At 72.3% G+C, this 22239-nt stretch carries 18 protein-coding genes and 1 rRNA gene; 9 read left to right on the top strand and 10 right to left on the bottom strand.

Annotation, left to right across the window (positions count from 1 at the left end; translation table 11 throughout):
* Nucleotides 1–374 precede the first annotated feature (374 nt).
* Nucleotides 375–932 carry a DJ-1/PfpI family protein gene (locus tag ACIGXE_RS00095; RefSeq protein WP_399740602.1) on the top strand — a complete coding sequence of 186 codons (558 nt, stop codon included), beginning with the start codon at nucleotides 375–377 and terminating at the stop codon, nucleotides 930–932.
* Between the two features lie 135 nt (nucleotides 933–1067).
* Here ACIGXE_RS00095 and ACIGXE_RS00090 read toward each other — a convergent pair whose 3' ends face one another.
* Nucleotides 1068–1727 (bottom strand): HAD family hydrolase, encoded by a 660-nt coding sequence (locus tag ACIGXE_RS00090; protein WP_399740599.1) that lies wholly within the window; start codon nucleotides 1725–1727, stop codon nucleotides 1068–1070.
* A 119-nt stretch (nucleotides 1728–1846) separates the two neighbouring features.
* Entirely contained in the window at nucleotides 1847–2353 is a 507-nt protein-coding gene (locus ACIGXE_RS00085; RefSeq protein ID WP_399740596.1) for a DUF6912 family protein, read from the bottom strand.
* A gap of 285 nt (nucleotides 2354–2638) precedes the next feature.
* On the opposite strand from ACIGXE_RS00085, the gene ACIGXE_RS00080 reads away from it, so the two are divergent.
* Nucleotides 2639–3067, top strand: a complete 429-nt coding sequence (locus ACIGXE_RS00080) for an Rv3235 family protein (RefSeq protein ID WP_399740593.1) — start codon at nucleotides 2639–2641, stop codon at nucleotides 3065–3067.
* A gap of 484 nt (nucleotides 3068–3551) precedes the next feature.
* Here the strand turns inward: ACIGXE_RS00080 and secA are convergent, their stop codons facing one another.
* Entirely contained in the window at nucleotides 3552–6359 is a 2808-nt protein-coding gene (secA, locus tag ACIGXE_RS00075; RefSeq protein WP_399740590.1) for a preprotein translocase subunit SecA, read from the bottom strand.
* A 252-nt stretch (nucleotides 6360–6611) separates the two neighbouring features.
* Here secA and ACIGXE_RS00070 point away from each other — a divergent pair, with 252 nt between their 5' ends.
* Together ACIGXE_RS00070 and ACIGXE_RS00065 are read left to right on the top strand one after the other, a co-directional pair.
* Nucleotides 6612–7193 (top strand): GNAT family N-acetyltransferase, encoded by a 582-nt coding sequence (locus tag ACIGXE_RS00070; protein ID WP_399740586.1) that lies wholly within the window; start codon nucleotides 6612–6614, stop codon nucleotides 7191–7193.
* Nucleotides 7194–7259: 66 nt separating this feature from the next.
* Nucleotides 7260–8450 (top strand): winged helix-turn-helix domain-containing protein, encoded by a 1191-nt coding sequence (locus ACIGXE_RS00065; protein WP_399740583.1) that lies wholly within the window; start codon nucleotides 7260–7262, stop codon nucleotides 8448–8450.
* Between the two features lie 206 nt (nucleotides 8451–8656).
* Here ACIGXE_RS00065 and ACIGXE_RS00060 read toward each other — a convergent pair whose 3' ends face one another.
* From ACIGXE_RS00060 to mtrA, 6 genes are all read right to left on the bottom strand, one after another.
* A complete protein-coding gene (locus ACIGXE_RS00060; protein WP_399740580.1) occupies nucleotides 8657–9412 on the bottom strand; it encodes a response regulator in 756 nt (251 codons plus the stop codon).
* A 235-nt stretch (nucleotides 9413–9647) separates the two neighbouring features.
* Nucleotides 9648–10325, bottom strand: a complete 678-nt coding sequence (gene hpf, locus ACIGXE_RS00055) for a ribosome hibernation-promoting factor, HPF/YfiA family (protein ID WP_399740577.1) — start codon at nucleotides 10323–10325, stop codon at nucleotides 9648–9650.
* A 293-nt stretch (nucleotides 10326–10618) separates the two neighbouring features.
* Nucleotides 10619–11449 (bottom strand): ComF family protein, encoded by an 831-nt coding sequence (locus ACIGXE_RS00050; protein ID WP_399743643.1) that lies wholly within the window; start codon nucleotides 11447–11449, stop codon nucleotides 10619–10621.
* Nucleotides 11450–11568: 119 nt separating this feature from the next.
* Nucleotides 11569–13335: an LpqB family beta-propeller domain-containing protein gene (locus ACIGXE_RS00045; RefSeq protein ID WP_399743640.1), complete on the bottom strand. Its 1767-nt coding sequence runs from the start codon at nucleotides 13333–13335 to the stop codon at nucleotides 11569–11571.
* Between the two features lie 97 nt (nucleotides 13336–13432).
* The gene (gene mtrB, locus ACIGXE_RS00040; RefSeq protein WP_399740574.1) at nucleotides 13433–15439 is read right to left on the bottom strand and encodes an MtrAB system histidine kinase MtrB; all 2007 of its coding nucleotides are present in this window, start codon (nucleotides 15437–15439) and stop codon (nucleotides 13433–13435) included.
* Between the two features lies 1 nt (nucleotide 15440).
* Complete coding sequence (gene mtrA / locus ACIGXE_RS00035) at nucleotides 15441–16118, bottom strand: two-component system response regulator MtrA (RefSeq protein WP_030250475.1); 678 nt, start codon at nucleotides 16116–16118, stop codon at nucleotides 15441–15443.
* A 351-nt stretch (nucleotides 16119–16469) separates the two neighbouring features.
* Here mtrA and ACIGXE_RS00030 point away from each other — a divergent pair, with 351 nt between their 5' ends.
* From ACIGXE_RS00030 to ACIGXE_RS00010, 5 genes are read left to right on the top strand one after another with little or no spacing between them, the layout of a single operon-like run.
* Entirely contained in the window at nucleotides 16470–17696 is a 1227-nt protein-coding gene (locus ACIGXE_RS00030) for a glycerophosphoryl diester phosphodiesterase membrane domain-containing protein (protein ID WP_399740571.1), read from the top strand.
* 4 nt (nucleotides 17697–17700) lie between these two features.
* A complete protein-coding gene (locus tag ACIGXE_RS00025; RefSeq protein WP_399740568.1) occupies nucleotides 17701–18381 on the top strand; it encodes a DUF4129 domain-containing protein in 681 nt (226 codons plus the stop codon).
* Nucleotides 18378–19574 carry a DUF4350 domain-containing protein gene (locus ACIGXE_RS00020; RefSeq protein ID WP_399740565.1) on the top strand — a complete coding sequence of 399 codons (1197 nt, stop codon included), beginning with the start codon at nucleotides 18378–18380 and terminating at the stop codon, nucleotides 19572–19574. Before ACIGXE_RS00025 ends, ACIGXE_RS00020 begins: the two co-directional genes overlap by 4 nt.
* The gene (locus ACIGXE_RS00015; RefSeq protein WP_399740563.1) at nucleotides 19571–20554 is read left to right on the top strand and encodes an AAA family ATPase; all 984 of its coding nucleotides are present in this window, start codon (nucleotides 19571–19573) and stop codon (nucleotides 20552–20554) included. The genes ACIGXE_RS00020 and ACIGXE_RS00015 overlap by 4 nt, the downstream gene beginning before the upstream one ends.
* A 12-nt stretch (nucleotides 20555–20566) precedes the next feature.
* Nucleotides 20567–21862: a DUF58 domain-containing protein gene (locus ACIGXE_RS00010; RefSeq protein WP_399740560.1), complete on the top strand. Its 1296-nt coding sequence runs from the start codon at nucleotides 20567–20569 to the stop codon at nucleotides 21860–21862.
* 115 nt (nucleotides 21863–21977) lie between these two features.
* Here the strand turns inward: ACIGXE_RS00010 and rrf are convergent.
* Nucleotides 21978–22094 (bottom strand): 5S ribosomal RNA (gene rrf, locus ACIGXE_RS00005).
* Nucleotides 22095–22239 lie beyond the last annotated feature (145 nt).

The following is a 22239-nucleotide window of genomic DNA, read 5'->3' as shown; positions in this document are numbered from 1 at the left end:
TCGCGCGCCGTTGCGTGACGTCGGTGGAAGAAAGGACACAACGCCACGACGCGGTGGTACCGGTCGAAAGAGACGTTATGCCGCGATGAGAGATGTCCGGGCGCTTCTCGGCCACCGGACGAGGGATCTCGGCGAACGCACCGTCGGCCCGGCCGCTGAGGCGCACCGGGCGGAAGCCGGGGGCTGCGTTGCCCCCTCGGCGTATCGCGCTGATCACGGGAAAAGCCTATCGCTGTTGACCCCCCGGCCGTCATGAGCCTTATGTGTACAAAAGCGGGTCGGGAAGTTTGACGATCTGGACAGCGACGAATGGTTCCCCGGGGCACACGGCCACGCACGGCCACCGACGGATCGACAGACCGGGGAGAGTCGCCATGGCGAAGATCTTGATCGTGACGGGAGACGCGGCGGAGTCGCTGGAGGTGATGTACCCGTACCAGCGCCTCCTGGAGGAGGGGTACGAGGTCGACATCGCGGCGCCCGCCCGCAAGCAGCTCCGCTTCGTCGTCCACGACTTCGAACCGGGCTACGACACGTACACGGAGAAGCCGGGCTACACGTGGCCCGCCGACCTGTCCTTCTCCGAGGTCGACCCCGGCGAGTACCTGGCCGTGGTCATCCCCGGCGGCCGCGCCCCGGAGTACCTGCGCAACGACCCGGAGCTCCGCAAGATCCTGAAGTCCTTCTTCGACGCGGACAAGCCCGTCGCCCAGATCTGCCACGGCCCCCTCCTGACCGCCGCCATCGGCAGCCTGGAGGGCCGCCGCGTCACCGCGTACCCGGCCCTGGAGCTCGACATGCAGTCCGCGGGCGCGACCTTCCAGGACACGGCGGCGGTGGTCGACGGCCAGCTGGTCTCGTCCCGCGCCTGGCCGGACCACCCGACCTGGATGAGGGAGTTCCTCAAGATCCTCCGCGAAGCCAAGGGGTGACACCGGCCGCCCGAAGGCGGCCTTCGAGCCTGCGGGCCGCGGGCCGGGGCGGGGGTTCGTGAGCACCTGTTCCGCGGGGCGGAACGGATGGGCACGCCCCGCCACGGGCCGCACCCGGCCTCGCTCCCCCGGCCGTCAGACGAGCTCGTCCGCCACGGCCACCGCCTCGGCGAGGGAGTCCACCACCGGCACCCCCGCCACCTCGAGGCTCCGCCGGCTGTGCGAGCCCCCGGTGTACAGCACCGCCTTGGCGCCCACGTACGCCGCCGCCCGGGCATCGTCCGCCGCGTCCCCGATGACGACGATCCGCTCCGCAGGCACGCCTTCCAAGGCCGCCAGGTGCCGCACCATGTGCCCGGACTTCCCGTCCGTGGACCGGTCGGTCCGCCCGTCGACCCGCACGAACCGCTCGGCGATCCCGTGCCGCCGCACGAGCGGCACGAGCTCCGCGTGCGGCGCGAGCGAGAGCAGCGACTGCGTGAACCCGGACGCCTGCCGCGCCGCGAGCAGCTCCGCCGCGCCCAGGGTGAGCCCGCAGTCCTCGGCCCGCAGCCAGTAGTGACGGTGGAAGGCGTCGTCCATGACGACCCACTCGTCGTCCGTGGGGAGCCGCCCCATCAGCCGCTCGTAGAACTTCGGCACCGGCACCGTGTACAGCTCCCGGTACCGCTCCAGGGTGATCGGTTCGAGCCCCAGCTCGGCGAAGGCCGCGTTGGTGGCGCCGATGACCGCGGCGATGTCGTCGAGCAGAGTGCCGTTCCAGTCCCAGACCAGATGCTTCGCGTGCTTCCCCATGGGAAGCACGGTACCGGCCGGCCGGGTGACGCCGAGGCCGAGGACCGGTCGGTGGACGAGGTCGAAGGCCGGGTCGAGGCCTCAGCCGAGCAGGGCGGGGTGGGGCGGCGGCCGGGGTCTCAGCCGAGGAGACCGGGGATCTCCTGCACGCCGTACCAGAGGAGCTCGTGGTCCTCCGCGCCGTCCACGACGAACTGGGCGTCGTCGTCGCCCTGGTCGGCCGCGCCGAGCGCGTCGGCCGCCGCCGAGACGTCCGACTCGGCGTCGTCGGCGTCGGCGTGCACGGCCGCGGCCTTGGCCAGCGGCACGGCGCCCGCGATACGGACCTCGCCGAGCGAGCTCGCGTCGAGCCCGCGGTCGGGGTCGACGACGGCCTCCTTGTCCGGCACGTCCACGGCCACGACGACCCGCCGGCGCGCGGCCTCGGGGTCACCGGCGAGCAGCCGGAGCGAGGCGGCGGCGGCGCGGTTGAGCGCGGCGTACTCCAGCTCCTCGAGGTCGTCGGAGACGTACCACTCGCGCAGGGCGGGGGTGACGGCGTAGGCGGTGAGCGGCCCGGGGCCGAGCTCGCCCGCCTTGTGCGCCTGTGCGAGACCGGGGAGGGTCAGGGGTACGTACACGCGCATGGCTGGCCGCTTTCGTAGTCGGAAACAGCCTCAGGATACGTGCGGAGTCCCCCTTCAGGGGCGGTGCCCCGGGCACTCAGGGGCGTCGCCGACGGAACTCCTCCGCACTCCCTCGTACGCCCGCGCCCGCCGTCGCGGCCCCGTCCCCCTGATAGGTGAATCGCGCTGCGTGACGGGCGCCCCTCGGTCTCCCCTTGCCGCTCGGCGGCGCACCCCCGTAAAAGATCCCCTACGAAGTTACCGACTGGTACGCGCCGCTCACCCAGCGCTACGAACGGGGATCCGATGACCACACCCACGCCCACGCGCCGGCACACCGCCCCACGCCGCCCGTCCGGCCCGGCGGGCACCCACCCGCACGGCCGCGCGGGCACCGCCCCGCGCCGGGTGCTGCCGGCCCACGTCGTCTTCGCGGAGCGCCTGCTCGCCGTCCTGAGCGGCGAACGCCCCGTCCACTGGATGCTCGGCCACACCATCGGCGAGGCGTACGAGCAGCTGGTCCACCTGGCTCCGGCGACGCCTTTGCGCTCCTCGGGCCCCCGCCCGGTCCTCCAGCGCTGCCACTGCCGCGTCCCGGCCGACAACACCGTCGAAGCCTGCGCCACCGTCACCGCCGGCGATCGAGTCCGCGCCATGGCCTTCCGCCTGGAGCGCGGCCCGGACCGCCGCTGGCGCTGCGCGGCCGTGGAACTGGACGGCCTGCCCCACGCGTGACCCGCCCCGACGGACGGCCGGCACCGGGCATCCCCGAGGGACGGTCGGCACCCCGGCATCCCCGAAAGAGCGCTCCTGCCGAACACGCCCGGACCAGGCTCCGGCCAAGCCCTGGGAGGACACCGGCCGAGGACTCCGGCCCAGGACTCCGGCCCCGGACTCCGGCCCCGGACTCCGGCCCCGGACTGCGGCCCAGGACTCCGGCCCCGGACTCCGGCCCCGGACTGCGGCACGGGACGCCACCCCAGGACCGCGGCCCAAGGCTCCGGCCCAGGAACCGCCGTCCCGCCGCGCGACCCCGCCCCCAGGGCCCGCGTGCCCCCAGGCATGAGGGCCCCGGGGTACGCGGCCCCCGAGGCACGCCGACCCCGAAGCAGTCCGACCCCGGGCACGCGAAAGGGCCGGTCGCCCGGCGACCGGCCCTCTCTCGGCGTCCTGTGGCTCGCGGCGCCGCACCACGACGTGCGTGCGGCGTCGCGGGGACTTACTTCTTGCGTCGGCGTCCGCCCGCGCTCTTCTGGGCCTTGCGGCGCTCCGCGCGGGTCATGCCGTCGCCGGAGCCGTCGCCGTCCGAGGCGAAGTCGCCCTCGACGACCGAGCCGTCGCCGTCGACCTTCGGCGCGGAGAAGTGCAGGCGGTCCGGGCGCTGCGGGGCGTCGAGGCCCTTGGCGCGGATCTCCGGGCGGCCGGCGCCGGCCGGGACCGCGTCCTGCTTCTGCAGGGACGGGGCCGCGTCCTGCACCGGGACCTCCTCGACCTGCTGCTCGACCTGGACCTCCAGGTTGAACAGGTAGCCGACGGACTCCTCCTTGATGCCCTCCATCATCGCGGAGAACATGTCGAAGCCCTCGCGCTGGTACTCGACGAGCGGGTCCTTCTGGGCCATGGCGCGCAGGCCGATGCCCTCCTGGAGGTAGTCCATCTCGTAGAGGTGCTCGCGCCACTTGCGGTCGAGGACCGAGAGGACCACGCGGCGCTCCAGCTCACGCATGATCTCCGAGCCGAGCTGCTTCTCGCGCGCGTCGTACTGCGCGTGGATGTCGTCCTTGACGGCCTCGGCGATGAACTCGGCGGTGATGCCCGCGCGGTCGCCCACCGCCTCCTCCAGCTCCTCGACGGTGACCTTCACCGGGTAGAGCTGCTTGAACGCGGTCCACAGCCGGTCCAGGTCCCACTCCTCGGCGAAGCCGTCGGCGGTCTCCTGGCGGATGTAGTCGTCGATGGTGTCGTCCATGAAGTGGCGCACCTGCTCGTGCAGGTCCTCGCCCTCCAGGACACGGCGGCGCTCGCCGTAGATGACCTCGCGCTGCCGGTTGAGGACCTCGTCGTACTTCAGGACGTTCTTACGCGTCTCGAAGTTCTGGGACTCGACCTGGGCCTGCGCGGAGGCGATGGCCCGGGTGACCATCTTGTTCTCGATCGGCACGTCGTCCGGCACGTTGGCCATGGCCATCACGCGCTCGACCATCTGCGCCTTGAAGAGGCGCATCAGGTCGTCGCCGAGCGACAGGTAGAAGCGGGACTCGCCCGGGTCGCCCTGACGGCCGGAGCGGCCGCGGAGCTGGTTGTCGATACGGCGGGACTCGTGGCGCTCGGTGCCCAGGACGTACAGGCCGCCGAGCTCCTTGACCTCCTCGAACTCCGCCTTCACGGCCTTCTCGGCACGCTCCAGGGCGCCCGGCAGGGCCGCCGCCCACTCCTCGACGTGCTCGACGGGGTCGAGACCCGCCTGGCGCAGCTCCGCCTCGGCGAGGTCGTCCGGGTTGCCGCCGAGCTTGATGTCCGTACCGCGGCCGGCCATGTTCGTGGCGACGGTGACGGCGCCCTTGCGGCCCGCCTGCGCGACGATCGCGGCCTCGCGCTCGTGGTGCTTGGCGTTCAGCACCTCGTGCGGGACGCCCCGCTTGCTGAGCTGCTGCGACAGGTACTCGGACTTCTCGACCGAGGTGGTGCCGACGAGGACCGGCTGGCCCTTCTCGTACTTCTCCGCGATGTCGTCGACGACCGCGGCGAACTTGGCGACCTCGGTCCGGTAGATCAGGTCCGGCTGGTCCTTGCGCTGCATGGGCTTGTTCGTCGGGATCGGGACGACGCCCAGCTTGTAGATCTGGTGGAACTCGGCCGCCTCGGTCATGGCCGTACCGGTCATGCCGGAGAGCTTGTCGTAGAGGCGGAAGAAGTTCTGGAGGGTGATCGTGGCGAGGGTCTGGTTCTCGTCCTTGATCGGCACGCCCTCCTTGGCCTCGATGGCCTGGTGCATGCCCTCGTTGTAGCGACGGCCGGCGAGGATACGGCCGGTGTGCTCGTCGACGATCATGACCTCGCCGTCGATGACGACGTAGTCCTTGTCCTTCTTGAACAGTTCCTTGGCCTTGATGGCGTTGTTCAGGTAACCGACGAGCGGGGTGTTCACCGACTCGTACAGGTTGTCGATGCCCAGCCAGTCCTCGACCTTGGCGACGCCGGACTCGTGGATGCCGACGGTGCGCTTCTTCTCGTCGACCTCGTAGTCGCCGGTCTCCTCGATGCCCTTGAGCGGGTTGCCCGGCTCGCCCTTGGTGAGGCGGGTGACGAGCTTCGCGAAGTCGCCGTACCACTTGGTGGCCTGGTCCGCCGGGCCGGAGATGATCAGCGGCGTACGGGCCTCGTCGACGAGGATCGAGTCGACCTCGTCGACGCAGGCGTAGTTGTGGCCGCGCTGGACGAGCTCGTCCTGGGACCACGCCATGTTGTCGCGCAGGTAGTCGAAGCCGAACTCGTTGTTCGTGCCGTACGTGATGTCGCAGGCGTACTGCTCGCGGCGCTGGGCCGGGGTCATGTTGGCGAGGATGCAGCCGACCTGGAGACCCAGGAAGCGGTGGACCCGGCCCATCATCTCGGAGTCGCGCTCGGCCAGGTAGTCGTTCACCGTGATCAGGTGCACGCCCTTGCCGGACAGCGCGTTCAGATACGCCGGGAGGGTACCGACGAGGGTCTTGCCCTCACCGGTCTTCATCTCGGCGACGTAGCCGAGGTGGAGGGCCGCGCCGCCCATGATCTGCACGTCGTAGTGGCGCTGGCCGAGGACACGCTTGGCGGCCTCGCGGACGGTGGCGAAGGCCTCGGGCAGCAGGTCGTCGAGGCTCTCGCCGTCCGCGTACCGCTGCTTGTACTCGTCCGTGAGCGCCCGCAACTCGGCGTCGGAGAGGTTGACGAAGTCCTCTTCGATGGAGTTGACCTGGTCCGCGATGCGGTGCAGTTTGCGCAGGATCTTACCTTCGCCTGCACGCATGAGCTTGTGGAAGACGGACACTGAGGCTGGTCTCCTTGCCGGTCGGGCCTGGCACTGGGTCTTGTCATGACTCGGGCGCGGGCACGGCAGGTGGTCCCCACCGCAACGGCCATCGTAAGCGAGACCGCCCTCACGAAGGGAGGCCCGCAGTGCCGGAGCTCCGTTCGCGCCCGTGACGCCTCCCGTGAAGAGAGAACGCACAAGGGCGCCGGAAGGTGCCGCCTCCGCCGAAAACTGTTCGCGCCGGTCCGGGCGGGTCCGCAGAATTCCGTCATGGAGCCCATCACACTCACGACCGAACGGCTGCGCCTGCGCCCCTTCGCGGCGGCGGACGTGGACGCCGTCTACGAGGCTTGCCAGGACCCCGACATCCAGCGCTGGACCACCGTCCCCTCCCCGTACACGCGTGCGGACGCCGAGCTCTTCGTGACCCGCCTCGTGCCGGAGGGCTGGCGCCAGGACGGCGAGTACGCCTTCGCGGTCGAGCCCCTGGACGGCGGCCCGCTGCTCGCTGCCACCGGCCTCCACCCGCGCAGCCAGGGCGTCCGGGAGGTCGGCTACTGGCAGTCCAAGGAGCACCGCGGCCAGGGCTACATGACGGAGGCCGTCGCCGCCGTCGCCCGCTGGGCCTTCTCGATCGGCGTGCACCGCCTGCTGTGGCGTGCCGAGGTCGGCAACGCCCCCTCGCGCGCGGTGGCCGAGCGGGCCGGCTTCGTCGTCGAGGGCGTCGAGCGGGCGGGCCTGGTCCACCACGACACGGTCCGCGACTGCTGGCTCGGCTCGCTCCTCCCCTCCGACCTGGGGCTTCCCTCGCCGCTGCCGTACCTGCCGGCGAAGGCCCCGACGCGGGCCTGAGCCCCGCCCATCGGCCCGCGCGCACGTCCCGGCCGGTTGTCGGTGCCGCCGCCTAGGCTGCCGACCATGACGACCGACCCGCGCCCCGCCGCCGAACTGTCCGCCGACGAAGCCCGCCGGATCGCCCTGCGGGCCCAGGGGTTCCTCGGCGCCCCGGACCGCCGGGCCGGGGTCCGGGGCGTGCTGCGCCACCTCGGTCAGGTCCAGCTGGACACCATCTCCGTGCTGGCCCGCTCGCACGAGCTCATCCCGTACGCGCGTCTGGGCGCCGTCGGCCGCCGCACGGTCGAGGACGCGTACTGGACGGCCTCGTCCGAGGGCGCGGCCGCGCCCCGGCCCCACGCCTTCGAGTACTGGTCGCACGCGGCCTGCATCCTGCCCATCGAGGAGTGGCCGCTCTTCGCCTTCCGCCGCCGCGCCTACCGCGACCGCCCGCACTGGGGCCACCAGCTGTCGGACGGCGCCTACGAGGCGGTGATCGCCCAGCTCAGGGCGGAGGGGCCGCAGACCGCGACCGAGCTCGGCGGCGCCAAGAACAAGGGCGAGTGGTGGGACTGGTCCGACTCGAAGATCGCCGTGGAGCGGGCCCTGATGTACGGCGAGGTGGTGGTCACCGAGCGACGCGGCTGGAAGCGGGTGTACGACCTGGCCGAGCGCGCCGTCCCGGACGCGCTGCTCCACGACGACCTGGACGACACGGAGTGCCTGCGCCGGCTGGTGCGCCAGGCGGGCGAGGCGCTCGGCGTCGGCACGAGGGCGGACATCGCCGACTACCACCGGATCAAGGCCGAGGCCTTCGACGCGGTGGTGGCGGACTCGGGTCTCGTCCCGGTGACGGTGGCGGGCTGGGGGAAGCCTGCCTGGGCGGATCCGGCGGCGCTGGCGACGGAGCCGCGCGGCCGGCACCGGACGACGCTGCTGTCGCCCTTCGACTCGCTGATCTGGGAGCGGGCCCGCACCGAGCGCGTCTTCGGCTTCACGCACCGCCTGGAGGCGTACGTGCCGAAGCAGAAGCGGGTGTACGGGTACTTCGCGATGCCGGTCCTGGCCGGCGGCCGGCTGGTGGGCCGGGTGGACCCGGCGCGCGACGGCCGGACCCTGGTCGCGCGGCAGGTGTCGCTGGAGGGCCCGAAGGCGGTGCCCGCGGTGGCGACCGCGCTGCGCGAGGCGGCCGCGTGGGTGGGCTGCGACGCGGTGGCGGTGGAGCGGGTGGACGCGCCCGAGCTCGCGCCGGAGCTGGTGAAGGCCCTCGGCTGAGGGAGACCCCTCGCAGCCGGAGAGGGCGTCCGCGGGGCCGGCGAGCCATCCAAGGGCGCCCGCAGGTCTGCGAGACCGTCCGCGGGGCCTTCCGAGGCGCAGGCGACACCGTCCACGGGACCGGCGGCCGCCCAGACCGGTGAGGCGATCCGCGGGGCCTGCCCCGCGAGCGGATCCGCCCGGCCCGCGGGCCGGCTGCCGGGGCGTCAGCGGATCTCGAGGATCTTCTCCCGCATCGCGTAGACCACGGCCTCCATCCGGGAGTGGAGCTGCAGCTTCTCCAGGATGTTGCGGACGTGGTTCTTCACGGTGTTCTCGGAGATGAACAGCTCCTTGGCGATGTCCCGGTTGTTCATCCCGGTCGCGACGAGTTTGAGGACCTCCAGCTCGCGGTCGGTCAGCCGGGGCGCGGGCACGAGCCGGCGCTCGTCGGTGCGCTGGATCATCGACTTGAACTCGGTCAGCAGCTTGGACGCCATCGACGGGCTGATCTGCGACTGCCCGTCGGCCACCGCGCGGATCGCGGTGGCGACCTCGTCGGTGGAGATCTCCTTCAGGAGGTAGCCGGTCGCGCCCGCCTTGATCGCGTCGTAGAGATCGGCCTCCTCGTCGCTGATCGTCAACATGATGATCTTCGCGCTGGGGGCCACCTCCTTGATGGAGGTGCAGGCCTCGATCCCGCCCCGCTTGGGCATCCGGACGTCCATGAGGACGATGTCGGGGAGAAGGTCGGCGGCCTTGTCGACGGCCTCGGCGCCGTCACCCGCCTCTCCGACGACCTGGATGTCCTCTTCCTGCGCGAGGACGATCTCCAGACCGCGGCGGAAAAGAGCGTGATCGTCCACGACGAGGACCCGGATCGGCTCGTCCCGTGACGCGCCGTTGGCCGAATCCGATCCCTCCGGATTCCCCGGCCCGTGATCGTCCCGCCCGCTGTGCACCGGCCCGAAGCCGTCCGCCATCGTTCCTCCCCCTGAAGGCCGTGGCCTGAAGTCGTGTCTGATTGAGCTTTCGGTCCTCCAACCGCTGCTCGGGGAGCACCGGTTGGCGTGCACGCCATGATTTCATGCCCCGACGGCCCAGCGGTGATCCCGTGGCAGCGCGGGGGCGCAAAGGGGTGCCCCTGGGAGCGCGAGGGGCGCTTCAGGGGCACCGGGTGGGTCGTGGTCGACGGTGTCGTGTTCCTGCGGCCGAGGGTCAGCCGCCCAGCGCACCGCCCGCGCCTCCGCTCCCGGCGAGCGGGTCGCTCTCGAGGTGGATGACGCCGTAGTCATAGGCGTGCCGCCGGTAGACGACACTCGGCTGCTTCGTGTCGGAGTCGACGAAGAGATAGAAGTCGTGCCCGACCAGCTCCATCTCGTAGAGCGCCTGGTCGAGCGTCATGGGGGCGGCCTGGTGGGTCTTCTCCCGGACCACCAGCGGCCCTTCGCCCTGGACCTCGATCGAGCCCATCATCGTGGTGGGCACACCGGGCTCCTCGGACACGAGCTCGCCGCTGCCGTTGAGCTGGGCGACACCGGGCACGACGTCGGCGACCTCGGCGGCGGACAGCCTGCCGGTGCCGCGGCGGGTGTACCGCTTGTCGTGCTGCTTGCGCAGGCGCGCTTCCAGCTTGCCGTGGGCGAGGTCGAGCGCTGCGTACGGGTCGCCTGCCGCCGCTTCCGCCCGGATCACCGGGCCTCGGGAATGGACGGTGATCTCCACGCGGTCGGACCGGTCGGCCTGCCGCGGATTGTGTTCCTTGGACACCTCGACGTCGAGGCTGATCACCTTGCCGTCGAGCTTCTGGATCTTCTCCAGGTTCAGCTTCTCGGCCACGTGCTTCCGGAACCGCTCGGGCACCTCGGTCTTGCGGCCCTTGACGACGATGTCCACGCAGAACTCCGTTCCCGGATCGCTCGGTCCGGCGCCTTGGCCGGCGAGCATCTCCCTTTGCACCAGACTCCGGCGATTACCGGAGTCTCGGACTTGGCGACCTGACCTCCTCCTCCCCAGTCGACAAGCTCCCCACCCCACCAACCAGAGGTTAATTCGCCCTGAACTCCTGTCCTGTAGGCGCACCCGTGCATTCGGTGAGGCGTAGCATTCGCCATTCCTCACAACCGAACATAGCTCGTTCGGACGGGTGTCGGCACCCGCTGCAGCCACTTACCTCCATTCGGGTGCATTCACCTCTCACCACCTGCAACGATGCAACTTCCCCGCGAGTTCCGGTTTATTTCGAACGAGGACGGAGAAGATGCGACTACCGCTGCCGCCGGCTGTTCGAATAGCGCTTCCGCCCCCTCTCCCTTCGGGCTGTCCCGCAATCCGGGAATGAACGGACGGGGTCCGCCGGGACGTGCCGCCGCGAGCGCCCGCGCGGCCTCCGCGAGCGACGCCCCGGTGGTCATCAGGTCGTCCACGAGCACCACCCGGCCACCCGCCCGCGCGGCCTCGTCCAGGAGCCGCACACCACCCGCGGAGACCTCCAGGGCGCCCGCCAGGTTCGCGAGCCGCCCCCGTGCGTCGAGCTCCGACTGGTCGGCCACCCGACGGCGCTGACGCAGCACCGCCAGCACCCGCGCCGCCCGTCCGGTACGCCGCAGCCGCCCCGCCGCCGCCAGTGCGATCCGCCGCGTCGGATCGTGCCCACGCGCGCGCACCGACCGCCGCGAGGACGGCACCGGTACCAGCAGCAGAGGGCCCGGCCCCGGTCCGCCAGAGGCCCGCTCGGCGGCCTCCACGGCACCGGCCAGCGCACCGCCCAACGGTCCGGCGAGTGCCAGCGCGCCGCGCTCCTTGTGGGCCAGGATCAGCGCGCGCACCCCGCCCTCGTACGGCGCCGCCGCGTGCACGTCCGGCAGCCCCTCGGGCTCGGGCGCCGGCCGCACCGGCCCCGGCCCGCTCCCGGTGAGCTCGGCCGCGCACAGCGGGCACAGCGCTGTACGGGGCCTCCCGCATCCTCCGCAGGAGACCGGCAGCACCAGCCCGGCGAACTCTCGCCACCACCCCCGCATGGCTCCACTGTGCTCCTGCCGGGCCGCTCCGGCCACCCCTGTGGAAAACCCGCCCGGACGACCGGACGGGTTCTCCACGGACAGACGCGACGGGGCAGGCAGGAGTTCGACGACAGGGCCTAACCCGGATAGACCGGCGAGCCGCCCTCCTTGACCACGGGCTGCCAGTTCGCGCCGGGCACCAGGCGCACGATGCCGTCAGGGCCGGAGTCCGCGACCACCGGGGCCTGGTCGCCGTGCGGCGCGGCCACCGCGGTGACGCCGTTCAGGCCCGGCAGGACGGACGTCGTCGACGTCGAGCCGTCCGTCTGCACATACCGCACCTGCTGCACCCCGCCGGCCTCCGTGCCGACGACGACGAGACGGCTCGGGCCGGCCCAGGACACGGCGGTGACGGACTCCAGGCGCGGCGCCGCGTTCTGCAGGTCCATCACGGACACGCTCTCGTGGCCGTCGGCGTAGCTCCGCTCGACCCGCCCGATCTGCAGGGTGGTCTTCTTGTCCTCGGTCACCAGCAGCGCGATGCGGACGCCGTCCGCGGAGACGCGCAGCGACTCGACGCGGGCGCCGTCCTTCAGCCACGGCGTGCTCACCTCGACCCGGTCGCCCCGGCCGCCCGGCACCATCCACAGCCGCGGCCGCACCGGATTGCGGTCGGCCACCCACAGGTCACCGCGGCCGTCCCAGCTCGGCGCGGACAGCCGGTCGTCGGGCCTCAGCGCACTGCTGATCACGACCGGGGCCGGCAGCTCCTCCTCGGTCGTGAGGGAGCCGACGCGCAGCTCGCGCCCGTCCTGGCCCACCCCGGCCGCCTGGCTCTCGTCGCGGTCCACCGCCACGTAGCGCAGCGGGGTCGCTCCCTTGCCGAACGGGCCGGGCACCTCGGCCGGCCTGTCGGCCTGCTTCGCGCCGATCGACAGCATCATCAGCTTGCCGTGCTCGTCGACGAAGTACGGGTTCTCGCCCCGGCGCGGATCCCGCACCGGCGAGTACTCCTCCAGGGCCTGCCCCTTGCCGAGGCGGCACAGCGAGTTGCCGTCGCTGCCCAGGATCTCGACCTGCTCGACCCGGACCGAGGTCAGGTCGCCCAGCGTGAACAGCAGCTGCGCCGCCATCCCCTTGCAGGCCGGGGAGCTGACGTGGTCGGCCTTCGCGTTGAGCGGCACCTTGAGCGTGGACTGGTCGTCGGTCGTCAGCGTGGTGACCCCGGTCCGCAGCTGCGTACCGGACGGGAAGCGCGAGTCCACGGCCCGGCCCAGCCAGCCCGTCGGCCCGTCCAGGAGCGCCTTGACGGTCTGGGTCACCGGGTCCATGCGGGTGACCGGGTCCTGGCGCTGCCGGATGTACACGGGATCGGCGACGACCCAGTTCTCCCCGGAGGCGAAGTAGTACTTGTTGACCGAGCGGTAGTTGCGCAGGAAGTCCGCCTCGCCGAGGACCAGGCCCTTCGGCAGGCTGTCGATGCGCCATTCCCTGCTCTTGCCGTCCGCCGAGGGCTGCTGCACCACGTGGATCGACTCGTTGAACTCGGCGGGCGTCTGCGACTGGTAGGCGTGGCTCGCGTCGACCGTCGCGATCCGCCGCCCCGACAGCGGATAGGCCCGCCCCTTCGACTCCGGGTCGGCCAGCCGGTCGGCCTGGTCGCGGTCGGGAGCGTCGGCGAGCACCGTGATGCTCTCCTCCGGCTTCCACGTGCGGGCGGCCTGCTTCGTCAGGTACTTCCGCGCCGTCGCGAAGCCGGGGTCGTCACTCGTCATGGCCTCCAGGAAGCCGTCGACGATCTCGTCCGGATCCGCGTTCTCGCGCGGCGCGACCGCGTACACCCGCACCTGCGAATCGCCCGCGTTGGACGCCTTCACCGCGCTCACGTCACCGCTGTCGGGCATGGTCGCGCAGCCGGCCACCAGCAGCGAACCGCACGCGGCGAGGACCACGCCTCGCACCGACCGTCCCCGCCCCGGGGCCTGCCGCGGCCCTCGAAGGTCAGCGCCCACGTGTTCCGTCCTCCCGCTCGGCGCGCGTCGACGCCATCGCCTCACCACCGTCGCCGTCCGCACCCTCGGACGTCCTGGCCACCACCCGGGCACCGTTGCCCGGCAGGGCCGTCGGATCCACCGTCGCCCTCGGCACGGACGGCATCCGCGGCGGTACGGGCAGGGCGGCGGAGCGGTCCCCGGCCGACTGCGCCGGCACCGCAGACAGGCGCGCCTCGGTACCGGCCACGGCCGCCTGGGCGGCCGCCGCCTGCTCGCGGTTGCGGCGGGAGTCGTCCGGCTCCAGCGGGATCGGGGAGCCGCGCAGCGGCTCGTCCGCGGTGCGCGGCAGCGTCAGCCGGAACTGCGAACCGCCGCCCGCCTCGCCCCACGCCTGGAGCCAGCCGCCGTGCAGCCGCGCGTCCTCCACCGCGATCGACAGGCCCAGACCCGTACCACCGGTGGTACGGGCGCGCGCCGGGTCGGCGCGCCAGAACCGGTTGAAGACCCGGGTCGCCTCGCCCGGCTTGAGCCCCACGCCGTAGTCCCGTACGGCCACGGCGACGGCCCCGCCCGCGGCGGCGAGCCGCACGACCACGTCCCGGCCCTCCCCGTGCTCCAGGGCGTTCACGACCAGATTGCGCAGCACCCGCTCGACGCGGCGCGCGTCCGCCTCGGCCACGACGGGCTGCTCGTCGCCGACGACGACGATCCGGCAGCCCTTGCGCTCGGCCAGCGGCTCCGCGCCGCCGATGACCCGCCGCACCACCTCGCGCAGGTCTATCGGCGCGGCCTCCAGGGCCGCGGCGCCCGCGTCGAACCGGCTGATCTCCAGGAGGTCCGACAGCAGCGACTCGAAGCGGTCGAGCTGGTCGCCGAGCAGCTCCGCGGAACGCGCGGTGACCGGGTCGAAGTCGGCCCGCGCGTCGTGGATGACGTCGGCCGCCATCCGCACCGTCGTCAGCGGGGTACGCAGCTCGTGCGAGACGTCCGAGACGAAGCGCCGCTGCATCCGGGAGAGGTCCTCCAGCTGCATGATCTTGTGCTGGAGGTTCTGCGCCATCTTGTTGAAGGCCTCGCCGAGCCGCGCGATGTCGTCCTCGCCGGTGACCTTCATGCGTTCCTGGAGCCGGCCGGCCGAGAGCCGCTCGGCGATCCCGGCCGCCATCCGCACGGGCGTGACGACCTGCCGCACCACCAGCCACGCGATGGCGCCGAGCAGCACGACCACGAACAGACCGGCGGTCGCCAGGGTGCCCTTGACCAGGGCGAGGGAGTCCTCCTCCTGCGCCAGCGGGAAGAGGTAGTACAGCTCGTACGGGGTGCCGTCGGCGTCGTTGAGGCGCTTGCCGACCACCAGGCCGGGCTCGGAGGCCTTGCCGCTGGTGTAGTGGATGCGGGCGTACGTCTGGAAGGTGTTGGTGCCCTGCGCCACGCTGTGCCGCAGTTCGGCGGGGATGCTCGTGGTCGGGTCGACCTCGCCGGAGGCACGGGCGCCGCGGCTCGCGGTGTCCCCGGTCTCCAGGGAGAGCGCGACGACGTTGAAGGCGCTCTGGCCGCCGCTCGCGAGCTGCTCGACGAGCGTGGAACGCCAGTTCACCGACGAACCGGCCCGGCCGCCGCCCTGGTCGCCGCCCGGCGCGGACGGCGTGGTCGCGGCCCGGTCCTGGGCTGCGGAGAAACCGCCCGCCGCCTGGCTCTGCGCGGCCCTCTCCTTGGCGTCGAGCAGACCGTTACGGACCTGGCCGATGACGACCAGGCCGAGCAGCAGCACCACTCCGAGCGACATCAACAGGGTGCCGGCGACCACCCGCACCTGGAGGTTCCGCCGCCACAGCCGCACGGCGGGCAGCAGCGGCCGGCGCACCCAGCGCGCGACGAGCCGGAACACCGGTCCTCCCGGTGTCCCGTCCTGGAGCAGACGGCCAAGACTCGAGCCCCCCCGCCCCGGTCCGGCAGTCCGCCCCGTACGGACTCCCGGGTCCCCGGGCTTCGGAGCAGCACTGCCTGCGTTCATGTCAGCTCGGTCCTGCCTTGTAACCGACACCGCGGACGGTCACCACGATCTCCGGGCGCTCGGGGTCCTTCTCGACCTTCGAGCGCAGTCGCTGGACGTGCACGTTCACCAGACGGGTGTCGGCGGCGTGCCGGTAGCCCCAGACCTGCTCCAGGAGCACCTCGCGCGTGAACACCTGCCACGGCTTGCGGGCCAGGGCGACGAGCAGGTCGAACTCCAGCGGCGTCAGGGCGATGGACTGCCCGTCCCGCTTCACGGAGTGCCCGGCCACGTCGATGACCAGGTCACCGATGGCCAGCTGCTCGGGCGCCGGCTCCTCCGACCTCCGCAGCCGCGCCCGGATGCGGGCGACGAGCTCCTTCGGCTTGAACGGCTTCACGATGTAGTCGTCGGCCCCGGACTCCAGGCCCACCACGACGTCGACGGTGTCGCTCTTGGCCGTGAGCATGACGATGGGCACACCGGACTCGGCCCTGATGAGCCGGCACACCTCGATGCCGTCCCGGCCGGGCAGCATCAGGTCGAGCAGCACCAGGTCCGGCTTGGCCTCACGGAAAGCGGCGAGCGCCTTGTCGCCGTCCGAGACGAACGACGGCTCGAAGCCTTCTCCTCGCAGCACGATCCCGAGCATCTCGGCCAGTGCGGTGTCGTCATCGACGACAAGAACGCGTCCCTTCATATCGACATCATCCCATTTCCGTATCAGTCTCAAGGCGGCTGGTGAGATACCTCACTGACCTGCGGTGACGGACATGGGTGTCACCAACGAAGGCCCCCGTGACCGGCCTGCACCGTACCCCGTGCCGCCACGACGGGACGAAAAGCACGGTGCGCGCGCACGAATCGGGCATCGGGACAGTGTGACCGCCGCCGCCTCCGGAGGGAAGGCGTGGGAGGAAAGCCCGGCCCCGCCCGCGTGCGGGCCCCGCGTGGCACGATGGCTCCCGGCCCGCCGCTCCAGGCGGTCGGCCGCAGAGACCGAGCCGGTTCGCCGATCCGGCCCCGCGACCATTCCTCGAGGTGGACGACCGTGAACGACACTCCGGGCTGGGCCTCGCCCGGATCTGCCCCCTCCGACGACCAGGACGGCCAGGGGGTGCCCCGGCCCGCCTCGCCCGGCGACGCGAACGGCTCCGCCCCGCAGTGGTCCAAGGATCAGCCGCCGGCCGGACAGTGGCAGCCGCCGACCGCCCCCGTGCACGGCGCACCGCCCGCGACCCCGGCCCGCGCCGACAGCGGCTCGCACAGCCAGGCCGCACCGGGCCCCTGGGGACAGCAGCACGGCCAGTGGGGCCCGGCACCGGCCGCCAAGCCCGGCGTGATCCCGCTCCGCCCGCTGACCATCGGCGACATCCTCGACGGCTCCGTCGCCACCCTGCGCCGCTACTGGCAGACCGTCCTCACCGTCTCCGTCACGGTCGCCGTCGTCATGCAGGTCGCGGAGATCCTCGCCCAGCGCTACCTGATCCCCGCGCCTCCGCAGATCAACCCGGACGCGAGCCCCGCCGAGGCCCTCTCCCAGAGCGTCGACGCCATGCAGAGCAGCCTGATCGCCATGGGCCCGGCCTACCTCATCATGGTCGCCGCGACCCTCGTCAGCGCCGCACTGCTCACCGTCGTCATCAGCCGCGCCGTCCTCGGCCGCCCCGTCACCCTGGGGACCGCCTGGCAGGAGGCGCGCCCGCGCCTGCTCCAGTTGCTCGGACTGACCCTGCTGGTGCCGCTGATGGCCGCCGGCATCATGTTCGTCGGCCTGCTGCCCGGTCTGCTCCTCGGCGGCAACAGCGGTGTCGGCCTCGCCTTCCTCGGCGGCACCTGCGCCTTCGCGGCCGTGGTCTGGCTGACGATCCGCTTCAGCCTCGCCTCGCCCGCGCTGATGCTGGAGCGGCAGGGCGTCATGAAGGCGCTGAAGCGCTCGGCGAAGCTGGTCCAGGGCTCCTGGTGGCGCATCTTCGGCATCAACATGCTGACCCAGCTGCTGATCTTCCTCTTCTCGATGCTGATCGCCTTCCCCTTCGCCTTCCTCGCGATGGGCGTCGCGGGCGACGGGATCGGCGACATCCTCGACGGCACCATCTCCGAGACCAGCTGGTCCTACCTGATCGTCATGGGCATCGGAGGCGTCGTCACCAGCGCGATCACCTACCCGATCTCCGCCGGCGTGACCGTCCTCCTCTACATCGACCAGCGCATCCGCCGCGAGGCCCTCGACCTCGAACTGGCCCGCGCCGCCGGACTCCCCGGCTACGGAGGCTGATGGCGTGACGGTCACGGGGGGCACGGCCGGCGACGTACCGGTGCAGGTTCCCCGCGTCCCCGCCCAGGAGGCGGCGGAGCGGGAACTGTCCAAGCCGATGTACCACGAGAACGACCCCAGCCTTCTCCAACGCGGACTCGACCGCTTCTGGGACTGGGTCGACGGCCTCTTCGACGCGGCCTCCGGAGCCACGCCCGGAGGCGTCGTCGGTCTCGTGGCCGTCGTCCTCGTCGTGCTCGCCGTGATCGCCGCCCTCTGGTGGCGCCTGGGCACCCCCCGGCGCACCGCAACCGGCGGCGGCGACTCCCTCTTCGACGACGGCCCCCGCACCGCCGCCGAGCACCGGGCCGCCGCAGCCCGCCACGCCTCCGCCGGCCAGTGGAACCAGGCCGTCCAGGAACGCATGCGCGCCATCGTCCGCTCCCTCGAAGAACGCACCCTGCTCGACCCGCGCCCCGGCCGCACCGCCGACGAGGCGGCGGCCGAGGCCGGCCGGTCCCTGCCCGCCCACGCCGACGCCCTGCGCTCCGCCGCCCGCGCCTTCGACGACGTCACATACGGCGGCCGCAGCGCCGACGAGCCCACGTACCGGCGCATCGAGCAACTGGACACCGCCCTGGAGCGGACGAAACCGTCCTTCGACACGGCCGCCGCAGGCGGCGCCTTCACGGAGGCGCCCCGATGAGCCGACCGGCCACCAGCACCACCTCCACCTCGCTCACCCCCCGCCAGATCTGGACCCGCGCACGCGGCACCCTCCTGGTGCTCGCGCTGCTCCTGATCGGCGGGATCGTCCTGGCCACCGCCCGCTCCACCGGCCACCACGGCCTCCTCGATCCCCGCTCCGCCGACCCCTACGGCAGCCGGGCCGTCGCCGAACTCCTCAAGGCCCAGGGCGTCACCGTCGACGTCGCCGAAACCCTCACCGAGGCCACCGCCGCCACCGGCGCCGACACCACCCTCCTCGTCACCGCCCCGGACCTGCTCACCCCCGTTCAGCAGTCCACCCTCCACGCGGCGATGACCGGTTCGGCCGGCCGCACGGTCCTCCTCGGCGCCGGCGTCTCCTCCCTCGACACCCTCGCCCCCGGCCTCGACACCGCTACGAGCACCGCCGTCGAACCCCTGCAACCGGCCTGCACCCTGCCCGCCGCCACCCGCGCCGGCAGCGTCGACCTCGGCGGGGAGCGCTACGACACCGGCACCACCGCGGCCGACGCCTGCTACCTCTCCGACGGCCTGCCGACCCTCGTGCGCCTCCCCGGCCCCGGCACCACCGATACGGTCCTGCTCGGCTCCGCCGAACTCCTGTACAACAAGCACCTCGCCCACCAGGGCAACGCGTCCCTCGCCCTGCAACTCCTCGGTTCCCGCCCTCATCTCGTCTGGTACCTCCCCTCGCTCACCGACACCCCCGCCGACCCCGAGGCCGCGGACGACCCCACCGGCACCTTCCTCGAACTGATCCCGTCCGGCTGGCTGTGGGGCACCCTCCAGCTCGCCGTCGCGGCCGTCCTCGCCGCCGTCTGGCGCGCCCGCCGCCTGGGCCCCCTCGTACCCGAGCGCCTCCCCGTCGCCGTCCGCGCCTCCGAGGCCACCGAGGGACGCGCCCGCCTCTACCGGAAGGCCGACGCCCGCGACCGCGCCGCCACCGTCCTGCGCACCGCGACCCGCGGCCGGATCGCCCCGCTCCTCGGCGTCCCCACCAAGGACGCCCACTCCCCCGATCTGCTCCTCCCCGCACTCTCCGCCCGGCTCGCCGCCACCCCCGGGGACCACCGGGAACTCCTCTTCGGCCCGGCGCCCGCCGACGACGCCACCCTCATCCGCCTCGCGGACCAACTCGACGCCCTCGAAAGAGAGGTACGCACCTCATGAGCGCCCCGACCCCCGAGACCATGACGACCTCGGACAGCGCCCGCGCCTCCCTGGAGGCCCTGCGCACCGAGATCGCGAAGGCCGTGGTCGGCCAGGACCCCGCCGTCACCGGTCTCGTCGTCGCCCTGCTCTGCAAGGGCCACGTCCTCCTCGAGGGAGTACCCGGAGTCGCCAAGACCCTCCTGGTGCGGGCGCTCGCCACCTCGCTCGAACTCGACACCAAGCGCGTCCAGTTCACCCCCGACCTGATGCCGAGCGACGTCACGGGCTCCCTCGTCTACGACGCCCGGACCGCCGAGTTCTCCTTCCAGCCCGGCCCGGTCTTCACCAACCTGCTGCTCGCCGACGAGATCAACCGGACGCCCCCGAAGACCCAGTCCTCGCTCCTGGAGGCCATGGAGGAACGCCAGGTCACGGTGGACGGCACACCCCGTCCCCTCCCCGAGCCGTTCCTCGTCGCCGCGACCCAGAACCCCGTCGAGTACGAGGGCACCTATCCGCTGCCCGAGGCCCAACTCGACCGTTTCCTGCTGAAGCTGACGGTCCCGCTGCCCTCACGCCAGGACGAGATCCATGTCCTCACCCGCCACGCCCAGGGCTTCGACCCCCGCGACCTGAAGGCCGCCGGAGTCCGCCCCGTCGCCGGCCCCGCCGAACTCGAGGCGGCCCGCGAGGCCGTGGCCAAGGTGGCGGTCTCCGCCGAGATCGCCGGCTACGTCGTCGATATCTGCCGTGCCACGCGTGAATCCCCCTCGCTCACTCTCGGCGTCTCCCCCCGAGGAGCCACCGCACTGCTCTCCACGGCCCGCGCCTGGGCCTGGCTCACCGGCCGGGACTACGTCACCCCGGACGATGTGAAGGCCCTCGCGCTGCCGACCCTGCGCCATCGCATCCAACTGCGGCCCGAGGCCGAGATGGAGGGAGTCACTCCCGACTCCGTCCTCAACTCGATCCTCGCCCACGTCCCCGTACCCCGCTGAGAACGGCGCCCCATGGCCCTCACCGGACGCACCGCCCTGCTCGCCGCCATCGGGTCACTCCCCGTGGGCATCCTCGCCCCCAGTTGGACGGGGATGCTCGCGGTGAACGCGCCCCTCACACTCGCAATTCTGTGCGACTACGCGATGGCCGCGCCAGTAAGAACGCTCCAGTTCACCCGAAGTGGTGATACGTCCGTTCGACTGGGTGACGGCGCCGACATCCAACTCACCGTCACCAACCCGTCCCGCCGCCGCCTTCGCGCCCAGCTCCGCGACGCCTGGGCACCGAGCGCCGCCCAGACCCCCACGCGCCTGCGCCTGACCGTCCCCGCCGGGGAACGCCGCCGCATCACCACGGCGCTGCGCCCCACCCGCCGCGGCGACCGCCAGGCCGAGCGCGTCACCGTCCGCTCCTACGGCCCCCTCGGCCTCGCCGCCCGCCAGGGCAACCACCACGTCCCCTGGACCGTACGCGTCCTGCCGCCCTTCGCCAGCCGCAAGCACCTGCCCTCGCGGCTGGCCCGGCTCCGCGAACTCGACGGCCGCACCAGCGTCCTGACACGCGGTGAGGGCACCGAGTTCGACAGTCTTCGCACATACGTCCCCGGCGACGACATCCGCTCCATCGACTGGCGCGCCACCGCCCGGCAGACCACGGTCGCCGTCCGCACCTGGCGCCCCGAACGCGACCGCCACATCCTCATCGTCCTCGACACCGGCCGCACCTCCGCCGGACGCGTCGGCGACGTCCCCCGCCTCGACGCCGCGATGGACGCCGCTCTCCTCCTCACCGCCCTGGCCTCCCGCGCCGGCGACCGCGTCGACCTCCTGGCCTACGACCGCCGCCTCCGCGCCCAGGTCCAGGGCCGCTCCGCCGGCGACGTCCTGCCCGCCGTGGTCGACGCCCTGGCCCCGCTGGAACCCGAACTCGTCGAGACCGACGCCCGCGGTCTCGCGGCCACCGCCCTGGCCCGCGCCCCGCGCAGCTCACTCATCGTCCTGCTCACCGGCCTGGACGCGGCCCCCGTCGAGGAGGGCCTCCTCCCTGTCCTGCCGCAGCTCACCCAACGCCACACGGTCCTGGTCGCCTCCCCCGGCGACCCGCACATCGACCGCATGGCCGGCAACCGCGGCACGATCGAGGGCGTCTACGAGGCCGCCGCCGCGACCCAGGCCCAAGCCCAGCGCCTCCGCACGGCGGAACAGCTCCAGCGCCACGGCGTCACCGTCGTCGACGCCTCCCCCGACGACCTGGCTCCCGCTCTCGCGGACGCGTACCTCGCCCTGAAGGCGGCCGGCCGTCTGTGATGGCGTGGGGATTCCCTAGGGGAGTCCCCACGCCGGGTACCACCGCAGCACAGAAGGACCCCGTAAACGCAGAAAAGCCCCGCACCAGAAGGTGCGGGGCTTTCCCACAATGATTGTTCGGCGGCGTCCTACTCTCCCACAGGGTCCCCCCTGCAGTACCATCGGCGCTGAAAGGCTTAGCTTCCGGGTTCGGAATGTAACCGGGCGTTTCCCTAACGCTATGACCACCGAAACACTATGAAGTTGAACCGCCGCACCACCCGAAGGGGGGCGTGTTCGTTACTTCAGAACTAACACAGTGGACGCGAGCAACTGAGGACAAGCCCTCGGCCTATTAGTACCGGTCAGCTCCACCCATTACTGGGCTTCCACATCCG

Source organism: Streptomyces sp. NPDC053431 (genome assembly GCF_044544925.1).
GTDB lineage: Bacteria > Actinomycetota > Actinomycetes > Streptomycetales > Streptomycetaceae > Streptomyces.
Note: the sequence above shows the minus strand (reverse complement) of the source record. Positions and strands in the feature narration are given on the sequence as shown.